Below are 12,673 nucleotides of genomic sequence, written 5' to 3'. Positions count from 1 at the left end.
TGTCGACCCTAGTGCGAGGGTCGCGGCGGCACGCGTCACACGTGGGGTCAGGACGTGATCACGCGCTCACGACCGGCCCGAGTGGGTGCGGACACGTCGACCCGCCGCCGTGGACCGCGGACGGTGGCGGGCGCGTGCCGACGTGGATGGTTCCGGGACGACTCCCGGCCGTCCTACTTCTTCTTGGTGCGGGTGGCCCCGCCGCGACCGCGCAGCGTCACCCCGGTCTCGCTCAGCACGCGGTGCACGAAGCCATAGGACCGTCCGGTCTGCTCGGCCAGGGCGCGGATGCTGGCGCCCTTCTCGTACTTCTTCTTCAGATCGGTGGCGAGTTTGTCCCGCTGGGTGCCCGTGATCCGGGCTCCCTTCTTCAGGTCGGCCACGACATTGACCTCCTCTGCCCCACCGCGGACCCCGCGCCCGCGGACCGGAGCCGCCGATCGGCTCGTCGGTGCGAGCCATGATGATCCTTCTGTCGGGATGTGGCCAGCGCAACATCCCGCATGATCGGTGAACGGTTACCCCGTTCGGATCACGCGGACGGGTGATCGCATTCGGCCCCGGCGTCACGCGGAGGTCACCTCGCCGTCACGGGCGCGTGGCCTACGCCAGCTGGACGAGTTCCAGGTAGTCCGCGGACCAGTGGTCCTCGGTACCGTCCGGCAGCACGATCACCTTGTCGGGTTCAAGTGCCTCGACGGCGCCCGGGTCGTGGGTGACCAGCACGACGGCACCCTCGAAGCGGCGCAACGCATCGAGCACCTGCTCGCGGCTGGCCGGGTCGAGGTTGTTCGTCGGCTCGTCGAGCAGCAGCACGTTCGCCGCGCTGGAGACCAGCCCGGCCATCGCGAGCCGGGTGCGCTCACCGCCGGAGAGCGTGCCCGCAGGCTGCTCCAGCTGCTCGCCGGAGAACATGAACGTGCCCAGCACCGTGCGGAGCTGCTGCTCCGGGGCGTCGGGCGAGGCGTGCCGGATGTTCTCCCAGACGCTCGCGTCCATGTCGAGGGTGTCGTGCTCCTGCGCGAAGTAGCCGGTGCGCAGCCCGTGACCCGGCACGACGGCGCCGGAGTCCGACTTCTCGGTGCCGGCCAGCAGCCGCAGCAGCGTGGTCTTGCCCGCGCCGTTGAGCCCCAGGACCACGACCTTGGTCCCGCGGTCGACGGCCAGGTCCACCCCGGTGAACACCTCGAGGGAGCCGTACGCCTTGGAGAGGTTCTCCGCGGTGAGCGGGGTGCGCCCGCACGGGGCCGGCGTGGGGAACCGGATCTTGGCCACCCGGTCCGCCTGGCGCTCCGGCTCCAGGTTGGCCAGCAGCTCGTCCGCGCGCCGGGCCATGTTCTTCGCGGCGACGGCCTTCGTGGCCTTGGCGCCCATCTTCGCGGCCTGGGCGTGCAGCGCCGACGCCTTCTTCTCGGCGTTGGCCCGCTCGCGGCGGCGGCGCTTCTCGTCCGTGGCGCGCGCCTCGAGGTAGCGCTTCCAGTTCATGTTGTACTGGTCGACCTCGCCGCGGGTCGCGTCGAGGAACCACACCTTGTTCACCACGGCGGCCAGCAGGTCGGTGTCGTGGCTGATCACCACGAGCCCGCCCTCGTGGGCCTGCAGGAACCCGCGCAGCCAGGTGATGGAGTCGGCGTCGAGGTGGTTGGTCGGCTCGTCGAGCAGCAGCGTGGTGGCGCTCTGCGAGCCGCCGTCCGACGCCGCGAACAGGATCCGGGCCAGCTCGACGCGCCGGCGCTGCCCGCCGGACAGGGTGGCGATCTGCTGGTTCAGCACCCGCTCGGGCAGGCCGAGGTTGGTACAGATCCGGGCGGCCTCGCTCTCGGCGGCGTACCCGCCGAGCGCGGCGAAGCGCTCCTCCAGCCGCCCGTACTCGCGCACGGCCTTCTCGTTCTCGGGGCCGTCGACCAGCTCGGCCATCGCGGTCTGGACCTTCTCCAGCTTGCGCAGCAGCTCGTCGAGGCCGCGGGCGGAGAGCACCCGGTCCTTCGCGGTGACGGAGAGGTCGCCCTCGCGCGGGTCCTGCGGGAGGTAGCCGACGGGCGAGTTGGTGGAGACGGAGCCCCCGTACGGCTCGCCCTCCCCCGCCAGCACGCGCATGGACGTGGTCTTACCGGCGCCGTTGCGGCCGACGAGGCCGATCCGGTCGCCGGGCTGGACGCGCAGCGTGGCGCCGGAAAGCAGGATCCGGGAGCCGGCGCGCAGCTCGAGGTCGGTGGCGGTGATCATGAAGGGACTCCGGGAGGGGTCGGAACGAGAAGGGCGGCCTGAGGGCACACGGGTGCCGGGGCGCGGCGCCTACTCGATCAGGATCACGCGTCCAGGCTACCGGCCCGCGCACCCCGTTTTGCCCCGTAGGGTCACCGTCATGACCGAAGTCACCGACGCCACGGGGGATCTCGCAGGTCGCGCGGCGCTCGTCACGGGCGCGAGCCGCGGGATCGGGCTCGCCGTCGCCGCCGAGCTGCTGTCCCGCGGCGCGTCCGTCACCATCACGGGCCGCAAGCAGCCCGATCTCGAGGCCGCGGCGGCGGAGCTCGGTGCGCCGGACCGCGTCCTGACGGTGGCGGGCAACGCGGGCGACCCCGTGCACCGCGAGGAGGCCGTGGCGCGCACCGTCGAGGCCTTCGGCAACGTCGCGATCCTGGTCAACAATGCCGGCATCAACCCGCAGTACGGCCCGCTGGTCGACGCGGACCTGGGCGCCGTGTCGAAGATCTTCGACGTCAACGTCGTCGCCCCGCTCGGGTTCGTGCAGCTCGCGTACCGGGCGTGGATGCGCGACCACGGCGGGGCGGTCGTCAACGTCGCGTCGATGGCCGGGATCCGGGCCACCGGCGTCATCGGTGCCTACGGGGCGTCCAAGGGTGCGCTCATCCGGCTCACCGAGGAGCTGGCCGGCCAGCTCGGCCCGGGCATCCGCGTCAACGCCGTGGCCCCCGCCGTCGTCAAGACGCGGTTCGCGGCGGCGCTCTACGAGCACGACGAGCAGGGCGTGGCGAACGGCTACCCACTGAAGCGGCTCGGCACCCCGGAGGACGTCGCCGCGGCCGTCGGGTTCCTGGTGTCCGACGCGTCGGGCTGGATCACGGGCGAGACCGTCCGGCTCGACGGCGGCGCCCTCGCGTCCGGGAGGAACGGCTGAACGTGCGGGAACCCGCGGCGCAGAGGGCACAACCGGCACGGCCGGAGGCGCAGCCGGCACGCCCGGGGGCGCGGACCCCACAGCCGGAGGCGCGGAGCGCAGGGCCGGAAGGGCCGGCGGCTCCGGGTCGTGGGCCGGTGGACGTGCTGGTGGCCGGCGGCGGCCCGGCCGGGCGCGCCCTCGCCGGCGCCTGCGTGCGGCTCGGCCTGCGGACCGCGCTGGCCGACCCCGCCCCGGACCGCCCCTGGCGCGCGACCTACGCGGCGTGGGCGGGCGAGCTCCCGGCGGACCTGCCGGCGGACGTCGTCGCAGCCCGGGCGCAGGGCCGGGCCGTCGCGCTGACCGAGCACCGGCTGGGCTGGGAGTACACGATCCTCGACACCGCCGCGCTGCGCGCCCACCTCGATGCGGGACTGGCCGGCGTCGCGGTCCACCGGGCGAAGGTGGTGGGCAGCGAGCCGGGGTACGCCCGGCTGGCCGGCGGGCGCGTCCCGGCGCGGCTGGTCGTCGACGCCACCGGGCACCGGCCCGCCCGCGCGCGCCGGCCGGTCGCGGAGCAGACGGCGTACGGGCTGATCGTCGACGAGGCCGTGGCCGCCCCGTTGGTGGCGCCGGGCGAGGCGCTGTTCATGGACTGGCGGCAGGAGCACGGGCGGACCGGCGGGGCCTGGCCGACCTTCCTCTACGCCGTGCCGCTCGGCGGCGGCCGGGTGCTGGTCGAGGAGACCTCCCTGGCCCGCCGCCCCGGCCTGCCCCTGCCCGAGCTGCGCGCACGGCTGCAGGCCCGCCTCGCCCACCGCGGTGTCCCCCCGCCCGCCGACGCCGGCGACGAGCGCGTCCGGTTCCCCGTCGAGGGGCCCGTCGGCGCGACGCTGGCTCCCGGGCCCGCGTTCGGCGCCGCGGGCGCGCTGGTCCATCCCGCCACCGGCTTCTCGGTGGCGACCGCGCTGCGCCTGGCCCCGCAGCTGGCGGAGGCGCTGGCCGGGCCCGCCCCCCGCCGCGCGGCCCGGTCCGTCGTGTGGCCGGCCCAGGCCCGCGCGGTGCACGTGTTGCGCCACCGCGGCCTGGAGGCGCTGCTGCGCATGCCGCCCGAGCGGGTGCCGGCCTTCTTCGAGGCGTTCCTGGGGCTGCCCGCGCACCACCGCTGGGCCTACCTCACCGGCCGCGCCGACCTGCCCGGCACGGCCGCCGCCATGCGCGCGCTCTGGGCCCGCGCGGACTGGTCGTTGCGCGCCCGGCTCGTGGGTCCCGCGCTGCTGCCCCGGGCCCGTCCCGCCACCACCGGGTGATGCTCGCGAGTCGGTGCAGGTCAGCGAACTACCGGTCGGTAATCTGCCCGGGACACCGTGTGACCGATCCCCCGGAGGGCACATGTCCGCCTACACCACCGTCGTCGTCGGCACGGACGGATCGGCGACCTCGTACGTCGCCGTGGAGCGCGCGGCCGCCGTCGCCCGCGACTCCGACGCCGAGCTCGTGCTGGTCTCGGCCTACACGCCGGCCTCGCGCGACGAGACCCTGGACGCCGAGGACGCGCTCGGCGCCGAGGCCTACCAGGTCCGCGGCTGGACGCCCGCCGAGGAGGTGCTGCGCACCGCCGAGGACAAGGCCGCCGCGGTCGGCGCCACCAAGATCAGCAAGATCGCCGAGGACGGCGCACCGGCCGACGTGCTGCGCAAGGCGGTCCTGGAGCGCAAGGCCGACCTGCTCGTGGTGGGCAACAAGGGCCTCAACACCCTCAGCGGGCGCATCCTCGGCTCGGTCCCGTCGGACGTCGCCCGCCGCTCGGGCGTCGACGTCCTGATCGTGCACACCACCTGAGCCGTCCGTGAGCGAGGGCTGGCTGGACGACCTCGGGTCGTTCCTCGACGCCGCGGCCCGGGGCGAGCGGCGCCGGCTGGCCGAGTCCGCCCCGCTGGTCGGGGCGCTGGAGGAGATGATCCTCGGCGCCCCGCGGCGCTACACCCGCGCCGAGGTGCTGGAGCGGGCCGGGGTTCCCGAGGAGGAGGGCCTGCGGCTCTGGCGGTCGCTCGGCTTCCCCGAGGTGCCGGACGAGCTGGTCTACTTCACCGACGGGGACGTCGACGCCGCCGGGCTGCTCGCCACCGATCCCGTGGCCCGTTCGCTGCCCACGGACGTTCGCGAGACGGTCCTGCGTGCGATCGCGCAGTCGGTGTCCCGGCTCGCGGACTGGCAGGTCGGGATGCTGGCCCGGATGGTGGCCGACCGGGCGGCGCCGACGGCCGGTTCCGGCTCCGGCTCCGGAGAGATGGAGCCCGAGGCCGCCCTGCGGTTCACGGCCGAGCTGCTGCCGACGCTGGAACGCGTGCAGGCCTACATCTGGCGGCGGCACATGGCGGCCGCCGTGTCCCGGTTCGTGGTCGGTCCGCTCGACGACCCGGAGTCGGCCGAGACCCGCACCCTCGCCGTCGGGTTCGCGGACATGGTCGGCTTCACCCGCACCACGCGGCGGCGTTCCCCCGCCGAGCTGTCCGAGATGATCGAGCACTTCGAGGCCGGCACCGCGGACGTCATCACGGAGTGCGGCGGGCGGCTGGTGAAGACCGTCGGCGACGAGGTGCTGTTCGTGACCGACGAGCCCGCCGAGGCCGCGTGGCTGGCCCTGCGGCTGCGCGAGCGGGTGCGGCGCGAGCCCTCGCTCCCCCCGCTGCGCATCGGGCTGGCCGCGGGCGACGTGCTGCTGCGCTTCGGCGACGTCTACGGCGAGCCGGTCAACATCGCCGCCCGGCTCACCACGCACGCCCGCCCGGACACCGTGCTGGTCGACCGGGAGGTCGCGCACGGGATCGAGGGCGACGAGCGGTTCAGCACCCGCCGGCTCAAGCCCTTACAGGTCCGGGGCTACCGGCACCTCCAGCCCTACCTGCTGCGCGAGCGCGGCGACGGCGGCTGAGAACGCGCGGGTCGGCACTCCCGAGCGGCCGAACCCCACATCTCGGGACATCCCGGGATGTGGGGTTCGGTGCGTCGGGAGTGCCGACTCGCGGAACGGTCTAGACGCGGAAGCCGAGGGCGCGCAGCTGCTCGCGGCCGTCCTCGGTGATCTTCTCCGGGCCCCACGGCGGCATCCAGACCCAGTTGATCGTGATGTCCTCGACCAGGCCGCCGTTGCTCGGGCCGGTGAGGGCGGAGCGGGCCTGCTCCTCGATCACGTCCGTCAGCGGGCAGGCCGCCGACGTCAGGGTCATGTCGATGATCGCCTTGTTGTCCTCGACCTTCAGGCCGTAGACCAGGCCGAGGTCGACGACGTTGATCCCCAGCTCGGGGTCGACGACGTCGCGCATGGCCTCCTCGACGTCGTCGAGCGAGGGACCGTCGCCGGCGGCCTGCGCGGCCGGCGGCTCCGGCATCCCGGCGGCGCCCCGGACGATCTCCTCGTCGGCCGTCCCGGTGGTGTTGTCGCTCATGCCTCCTCCTTCACCCGCGCGACCGCGTCCTTGAACGCCATCCAGCCCAGCAGAGCACACTTCACGCGCGCCGGGTACTTGGAGACGCCGGCGAACGCGATCCCGTCGCCGATGATCTCCTCGTCCCCGGGCACCTTGCCGCGGCTCTGCGCCATCTCCTGGAACGACTCCAGGATCCGGAACGCCTCCTCGACGCTCTTGCCGACCACCAGGTCGGTGAGCACCGACGTCGACGCCTGGCTGATCGAGCAGCCGAGCGACTCGTACGAGACGTCCTGCACGGTCGGGTGGGCGGGATCGTCGCCGAGCTTGACCCGCAGGGTCACCTCGTCGCCGCAGGTCGGGTTGATGTGGTGGGTCTCCGCGTCGTACGGCTCCCGCAGACCGGCGCCGTGCGGCTGCCGGTAGTGGTCCAGGATGATCTCCTGGTACATCTGCTCCAGTTTCATCACGCGACCCCGAAGAACTCGCGGGCGGCCCGCACGCCGTCGGCGAGCTGGGCCACCTCCTCCACCGTGGTGTACACGTGGAAGGACGCGCGGACGGTCGCCGCAATTCCGAAGCGGCGGTGCAGCGGCCACGCGCAGTGGTGCCCGACCCGGACGGCGATGCCCCGGTCGTCGAGCACCTGGCCGACGTCGTGCGCGTGCACCCCGTCGACCACGAAGGACACCGCGCCGCCCCGCTGCTCGAGCGAGTCCGGCCCGATGATCCGCACGCCCTCGACCTCGCGCAGCGTGTCGAGCGCGACCTTCGTGAGCTCGCGCTCGTGCGCGAAGACCGTGTCCATGCCGATCGCGGACAGGTAGTCCACCGCGGCGCCCAGGCCCACGGCCTGCGACGTCATCGGCACGCCCGCCTCGAACCGCTGCGGCGGCGGCGCGTAGGTCGAGCCCTCCATCCGCACCATCTCGATCATCGAGCCGCCGGTGATGAAGGGCGGCATCGCGTCGAGCAGCTCGGTGCGGCCGAACAGCACGCCGACGCCCGACGGGCCGAGCATCTTGTGCCCGGAGAAGGCGGCGAAGTCGACGCCGAGCTCCGTCAGGTTGACCGGCATGTGCGGCACGGACTGGCAGGCGTCGAGCACGGTGAGCGCACCCACCGCCTGCGCCCGCCGTACCAGCTCCTCGACCGGGGCGATCGAGCCCAGGACGTTGGACTGGTGGGCGAAGGCCACGACCTTGACGCGCTCGGTCAGCTCCAGCGAGTCGAGGTCGATCCGGCCGTCCTCGGTGACGGAGTACCAGCGCAGGGTCGCCCCGGTGCGCCGGCACAGCTCCTGCCAGGGCACCAGGTTGGCGTGGTGCTCCAGCTCGGTCACGACGATCTCGTCGCCGGGGCCGACCGCGAACCGCTCCGACTCCGGGGCCAGGCCCGTGCGGATCGAGGAGTTGCCCATCGCGTACGCGACCAGGTTGATCCCCTCGGTGGCGTTCTTGGTGAACACCAGCTCCTCGGGCTCGGCGCCCGTGAACACCGCGATCTTCGACCGCGCGGCCTCGTAGTCGTCCGTGGCCTCCTCGGCGAGCTGGTGCGCGCCGCGGTGCACGGCCGCGTTGTGCGTCTCGAGGAAGGCCCGCTCGGCGTCGAGCACCTGGCGCGGGCGCTGCGAGGTGGCGCCCGAGTCCAGGTAGACCAGCGGGCGCCCCTCGCGGACGGTGCGCGACAGGATCGGGAAGTCGTCGCGGATCGAGGCGACGTCCAGACCCGCCGTGGGGGTCTGGAGCGTGGTCACGACGCCGCCGCCGCTTCCCGGACGAACCGCTCGTAGCCGTTCTTCTCGAGGTCGTCGGCCAGCTCGGGGCCGCCGGACTCGACGACCCGGCCACCGGCGAACACGTGCACGAAGTCCGGCGTGATGTGCTGCAGGATCCGCGTGTAGTGCGTGATCAGCAGCATGCCGTTCTCGGGCGAGCGGTACCGGTTCACGCCCTCGGACACGACCCGCAGCGCGTCGACGTCGAGACCGGAGTCGGTCTCGTCGAGGATCGCGATCTTCGGGTTGAGCAGGGCGAGCTGCAGCACCTCGTGGCGCTTCTTCTCGCCGCCGGAGAAGCCCTCGTTCACCGAGCGGTCGGCGAACTCCTCGGAGATCCCGAGGTCGGACATCGCGCCCTTGACCTCCTTGACCCACGTGCGCAGCTTCGGGGCCTCGCCGCGGATCGCGGTGGCCGCCGAGCGCAGGAAGTTCGCCATCGAGACGCCGGGGACCTCGACCGGGTACTGCATGGCGAGGAACAGGCCGGCGCGGGCCCGCTCGTCGACGGTCATCCCGAGCACGTCCTCGCCGTCGAGCAGGACCTGGCCCGAGGTGATCTCGTACTTCGGGTGGCCCGCGATCGCGTAGGCGAGCGTGGACTTGCCGGAGCCGTTCGGCCCCATGATCGCGTGCGTCTCGCCGGCCTTCACGGTCAGGTCGACACCGCGCAGGATCGGCTTCGGACCGTCGTCGGTGCTGACCGACGCGTGCAGGTCCTTGATCTCCAGGGTGGACATCGCTGTTCGGAACTCCTGTGGTGGGAAGGGCTAGACGCCGGTGACGGCGAGCTCGGCCTCGATGGCCGCGTCGAGCCGCTCACGCAGCGCCGGGAGGGCGCCTGCGCCGTGGGTCGGGATGCGCTGCAGGATCTCGCCGAAGAACGCGCGGACGACCAGGCGCCGGGCCTGGTCCTGGGGGATGCCGCGGCTCTGCAGGTAGAACAGCTGCTCGTCGTCGAAGCGGCCGGTCGCGCTGGCGTGGCCGGCCGACACGATCTCGCCGGTCTCGATCTCGAGGTTCGGCACCGAGTCCGCCCTGGCGTGCTCGGTGAGCACCAGGTTGCGGTTGAACTCGAAGGTCTCGGTGTTCTCCGCGGCCGCCTGGATCAGCACGTCGCCGATCCACACGGTGTGCGCGTCCGTGGTGCCCGCGCGGCCCTGCAGGGCGTTCTTGTAGAGCACGTTGGACTTGCAGTGGGGCACCGCGTGGTCGACCAGCAGCCGCTGCTCGAGGTGCTGCCCGGCGTCGGCGTAGCCCAGCCCGACCAGGTCGACGTCGCCGCCCGGGGCGCGGTAGGTCACCGTCGGGCTGACACGGACCAGGTCCCCGCCGAGGGAGACCGCGACGACCTTGAGGGTCGCGTCCCGCCCGACCGACAGGTGCTGCGCCGAGACGTGCACCGCGTCGTCCGCCCACTCCTCGGTGACGACCAGCGTCAGCCGCGAGGAGTCGGCGAGCACGACCTCCAGGTTGTCCGCCAGCACGCCGGACCCGCGGTGCTCCAGCACCACGGTGGCCTCGGCGAACGGGGTGGTACGCAGCTGGAGGTGACCCGCCGCCGTCGACCCGGCACCGGGGCCCTCGACGGTAATCGTGAGGGGCGCCGGGGTGCCGTCGAGGGTGACGACGGTGGCCTCGGGGAACGCGGACCAGGCCTGGGCGGCCACGCGGTCGGCGGGGGTGCCGCCCTCGCCGATCCGCGCGTCGTCCCGCCCGACCGTCTCCACGGTCACGCCCTCGGCGGCGGGCACCGTGACCGGCGCCCGGCCGTCGAGCGCCGCGCTGCCGTCGTGCAGCCCGTGCAGTCGCCTGAGCGGGGTGAACCGCCAGTTCTCCTCACGCCCGCCCGGGACCTCGAAGGCCTCGACGTCGTAGGAGGTGAAACGCTCGCCGGCGGAGAGGACGGGCTTCTCGCCCTGCCCCTCCTTCGCACCGGCCAGCTCGGGTGCCAGCCCCGCAACCTCAGGGGTCGTCATCCGACGGAACCCTCCATCTGCAGCTCGATCAGGCGGTTCAGCTCGAGGGCGTACTCCATGGGGAGCTCGCGCGCGATGGGCTCGACGAACCCGCGCACGACCATCGCCATGGCCTCGTCCTCGGTCAGACCGCGGCTCATCAGGTAGAAGAGCTGGTCGTCCGACACCTTCGAGACGGTGGCCTCGTGGCCCATCTGCACGTCGTCCGTGCGGATGTCGACGTACGGGTAGGTGTCGCTGCGGCTGATCGTGTCGACCAGCAGCGCGTCGCACTTCACCGTGCTCTTCGAGTTCTTCGCCCGCGGGTTGACCCGGATCAGGCCGCGGTACGACGTGCGCCCGCCGCCGCGCGCCACCGACTTCGAGATGATCGTCGACGACGTGTTCGGCGCCAGGTGCGTCATCTTCGCGCCCGCGTCCTGGTGCTGGCCCTCGCCGGCGAACGCGATGGACAGGACCTCGCCCTTGGCGTACTCGCCCATCAGCATCACGGCCGGGTACTTCATGGTCACCTTGGAGCCGAGGTTGCCGTCGACCCACTCCATGGTCGCGCCCTCTTCGGCCTTGGCGCGCTTGGTGACCAGGTTGTACACGTTGTTCGACCAGTTCTGGATGGTCGTGTACCGGACCCGGGCGTTCTTCTTGACGACGATCTCCACGACCGCGGAGTGCAGCGAGTCCGACTTGTAGATCGGCGCGGTGCAGCCCTCGACGTAGTGCACGTACGAGCCCTCGTCCGCGATGATCAGCGTCCGCTCGAACTGGCCCATGTTCTCGGTGTTGATCCGGAAGTAGGCCTGCAGCGGGATCTCGACGTGCACGCCCGGCGGGACGTAGATGAACGAGCCGCCCGACCACACGGCGGAGTTCAGCGCCGAGAACTTGTTGTCGCCGCTCGGGATGACCGAGCCGAAGTACTCCTTGAACAGCTCCGGGTGCTCGCGCAGGCCGGTGTCGGTGTCCAGGAAGATGACGCCCTGCTCCTCCAGGTCCTCGCGGATCTGGTGGTAGACGACCTCGGACTCGTACTGCGCGGCGACACCGGCGACCAGGCGGGCCTTCTCGGCCTCCGGGATGCCCAGCTTGTCGTAGGTGTTCTTGATGTCCGGGGGCAGGTCCTCCCAGCTGGTGGCCTGCTTCTCCGTGGACCGCACGAAGTACTTGATGTTCTCGAAGTCGATGCCCGACAGGTCGGAGCCCCAGCGCGGCATCGGCTTGCGCTCGAACAGGTCCAGCGCCTTGAGCCGGAAGTCGAGCATCCACTGGGGCTCGTTCTTCAGGCGGGAGATGTCGGCCACCACGTCGGCGGACAAGCCGCGACGGGCGGACGCGCCGGCGACGTCCGGGTCCGACCAGCCGAAGTCGTACCGGCCGAGCGTCGCGAGCGTCTCCTCCTGCGTGAGCCCTGGCTTCACCTCAGGAGTGGTCGTCATGAAGACTGCCTCCCTCTCGGGGACGTGGTGGTCGCTTGCTGCCCCGCCGGTCCCGGGCGCTGCCCGGGCCGGAGGCGTTCGGGAGCCTCCGGGAACACGGTGGGGACGTGGGTGGTGCACGCGGAGTCCCCGCGCGCGATGGTGGCCAAGCGTTGCACGTGCGTGCCGAGGACCTCGGCGAAGGCCGCGGTCTCGGCCTCGCAGAGCTCCGGGAACTCGGCCGCGACGTGGGCCACCGGGCAGTGGTGCTGGCACAGCTGCACGCCGTGCCCGGCCTCCCGGGCCGCCGCGGCGTAGCCCCGCGAGGTGAGCACCCGCGCGAGCGCCTCGGCCCGCTCCTCCGGCGTGCCCGCCGCGTGGATCTCGTCCTCGGCGCCGCCGAGCAGCTCGTGCACGCGGGAGCGGGCGAACTCGCCGACGGCCTGCTCCCCCGCGTGGGCCGCGAGGAAGCGCAGGGCCGAGGTGGCCAGGTCGTCGTAGCCGTGCCCGAAACGGACCCGGCCCGCGTCGGTGAGCAGGAAGTGCTTGGCCGGCCGCCCGCGCGAGCGCCGGGTGCGCCGCGGCGCGTCCCGGATCTCCGCCTCGCCGTCGGCGATCAGGGCGTCCAGGTGCCGGCGCACGGCGGCGGCCGAGAGCTCCAGCTCGGCGGCGACCTCCGCGGCCGTGATCGGCCCCTGCTCCAGCAGCAGCCGCGCCACGGCGAGCCGCGTACGGCCCTCGGGATGGGCGGGGACGTGCGCCGGGTGCCCGGCCGGTGCGGGCACGCCGACGGCGGACGCCTGCGGCGCCCGGGTCGCGGTGCTCGGTCCGGCTGTTTTCACAACACCAGTGTTGCGTATATACGGCGGACCGGCAAAGGCGGCCCCCCGGGCACGTGAGCGGACTCACGATCGGCACGGCCTCGGCGCCGTTCGTCGGCCCGCAGTAGGCCG

The 12,673-nt window shown here is 73.0% G+C and carries 13 protein-coding genes; 4 read left to right on the top strand and 9 right to left on the bottom strand.

Features of this window, described 5'->3' with window-relative positions; genetic code table 11:
* Positions 1 to 173: 173 nt before the first annotated feature.
* A complete protein-coding gene (locus LWC33_RS00950; RefSeq protein ID WP_028932228.1) occupies positions 174 to 383 on the bottom strand; it encodes a helix-turn-helix domain-containing protein in 210 nt (69 codons plus the stop codon).
* 220 nt (positions 384 to 603) lie between these two features.
* On the bottom strand, positions 604 to 2,226 hold the full coding sequence (locus tag LWC33_RS00945; protein WP_233302173.1) for an ABC-F family ATP-binding cassette domain-containing protein: 1,623 nt from the start codon (positions 2,224 to 2,226) through the stop codon (positions 604 to 606).
* A 139-nt stretch (positions 2,227 to 2,365) separates the two neighbouring features.
* Here LWC33_RS00945 and LWC33_RS00940 point away from each other — a divergent pair, with 139 nt between their 5' ends.
* The 4 genes from LWC33_RS00940 to LWC33_RS00925 all read left to right on the top strand — a co-directional run bounded on the left by LWC33_RS00940 (position 2,366) and on the right by LWC33_RS00925 (position 6,056).
* Positions 2,366 to 3,142 (top strand): SDR family oxidoreductase, encoded by a 777-nt coding sequence (locus LWC33_RS00940; RefSeq protein WP_233302172.1) that lies wholly within the window; start codon positions 2,366 to 2,368, stop codon positions 3,140 to 3,142.
* Positions 3,143 to 3,279: 137 nt separating this feature from the next.
* Positions 3,280 to 4,431: a lycopene cyclase family protein gene (locus LWC33_RS00935; RefSeq protein WP_233302171.1), complete on the top strand. Its 1,152-nt coding sequence runs from the start codon at positions 3,280 to 3,282 to the stop codon at positions 4,429 to 4,431.
* Between the two features lie 82 nt (positions 4,432 to 4,513).
* Complete coding sequence (locus LWC33_RS00930) at positions 4,514 to 4,963, top strand: universal stress protein (protein ID WP_233302170.1); 450 nt, start codon at positions 4,514 to 4,516, stop codon at positions 4,961 to 4,963.
* Between the two features lie 7 nt (positions 4,964 to 4,970).
* Complete coding sequence (locus LWC33_RS00925) at positions 4,971 to 6,056, top strand: adenylate/guanylate cyclase domain-containing protein (RefSeq protein ID WP_233302169.1); 1,086 nt, start codon at positions 4,971 to 4,973, stop codon at positions 6,054 to 6,056.
* Between the two features lie 100 nt (positions 6,057 to 6,156).
* Here LWC33_RS00925 and LWC33_RS00920 read toward each other — a convergent pair whose 3' ends face one another.
* From LWC33_RS00920 to LWC33_RS00890, 7 genes are read right to left on the bottom strand one after another with little or no spacing between them, the layout of a single operon-like run.
* Positions 6,157 to 6,570, bottom strand: coding sequence for a metal-sulfur cluster assembly factor (locus LWC33_RS00920; protein ID WP_233302168.1), 414 nt, complete (start codon positions 6,568 to 6,570; stop codon positions 6,157 to 6,159).
* Positions 6,567 to 7,019, bottom strand: a complete 453-nt coding sequence (gene sufU / locus LWC33_RS00915; RefSeq protein WP_233302167.1) for a Fe-S cluster assembly sulfur transfer protein SufU — start codon at positions 7,017 to 7,019, stop codon at positions 6,567 to 6,569. Before sufU ends, LWC33_RS00920 begins: the two co-directional genes overlap by 4 nt.
* Complete coding sequence (locus LWC33_RS00910; protein ID WP_233302166.1) at positions 7,019 to 8,308, bottom strand: cysteine desulfurase; 1,290 nt, start codon at positions 8,306 to 8,308, stop codon at positions 7,019 to 7,021. Before LWC33_RS00910 ends, sufU begins: the two co-directional genes overlap by 1 nt.
* A complete protein-coding gene (gene sufC / locus LWC33_RS00905) occupies positions 8,305 to 9,069 on the bottom strand; it encodes a Fe-S cluster assembly ATPase SufC (protein WP_233302165.1) in 765 nt (254 codons plus the stop codon). Before sufC ends, LWC33_RS00910 begins: the two co-directional genes overlap by 4 nt.
* A 30-nt stretch (positions 9,070 to 9,099) precedes the next feature.
* The gene (locus LWC33_RS00900) at positions 9,100 to 10,308 is read right to left on the bottom strand and encodes a SufB/SufD family protein (RefSeq protein WP_233302164.1); all 1,209 of its coding nucleotides are present in this window, start codon (positions 10,306 to 10,308) and stop codon (positions 9,100 to 9,102) included.
* Positions 10,305 to 11,741, bottom strand: coding sequence for a Fe-S cluster assembly protein SufB (sufB, locus tag LWC33_RS00895; protein ID WP_233302163.1), 1,437 nt, complete (start codon positions 11,739 to 11,741; stop codon positions 10,305 to 10,307). The genes LWC33_RS00900 and sufB overlap by 4 nt, the downstream gene beginning before the upstream one ends.
* Entirely contained in the window at positions 11,738 to 12,505 is a 768-nt protein-coding gene (locus LWC33_RS00890; protein ID WP_233302162.1) for a helix-turn-helix transcriptional regulator, read from the bottom strand. The genes sufB and LWC33_RS00890 overlap by 4 nt, the downstream gene beginning before the upstream one ends.
* Between the last annotated feature and the right edge of the window lie 168 nt (positions 12,506 to 12,673).

It is taken from the genome of Pseudonocardia terrae, from assembly GCF_021343995.1.
Lineage (GTDB): Bacteria > Actinomycetota > Actinomycetes > Mycobacteriales > Pseudonocardiaceae > Pseudonocardia > Pseudonocardia terrae.
Note: the sequence above shows the minus strand (reverse complement) of the source record. Positions and strands in the feature narration are given on the sequence as shown.